This window comes from Pseudomonas sp. AC463 (assembly GCF_979253585.1).
Window position 1 is genome coordinate 1 of the sequence record NZ_CEEDDZ010000219.1, and the last position, 371, is coordinate 371.

The window sequence follows — 371 nt, forward strand, 5'->3', positions numbered from 1 at the left end:
GACTATAGCTACGACTTCAACGGCCTGTTCCCCGGCTCTGGCACCGGCAACGCGGGTCTGGCGAGCGCGGTCAATTACCTGACTCCCGACCCGGCGGTATCGCCGATCATCGACCTCCTCCGCGCCGGCTTCGCCGCCTATCCGACCGCCCAGCGGTTCGGCATTCGCAACATCCGCACCGGCGAAGTCAGCGGCTCGAACCAGACCGCGGCGCTGAACGCGCTGAACGGCAACGGATTCCTGCAACGAACGACGCTCAACCACGATTATGTCGACGGCCGCGATCTCGGCATCAACGTCGGCACGCGGTGGGAAGTCGGCACCGGCTCGATCAAGAACTCGCTGACTGTCGGCGGCATGTACTACAACGT

1 protein-coding gene is annotated in these 371 nt (G+C 64.4%); it reads left to right on the forward strand.

The genetic code is table 11. The annotated features are described in order from the left end of the window. Positions 1 to 371 (forward strand): hypothetical protein (locus AC0IYH_RS29860; protein WP_471837699.1); only part of this gene is annotated, 371 nt, incomplete at both ends.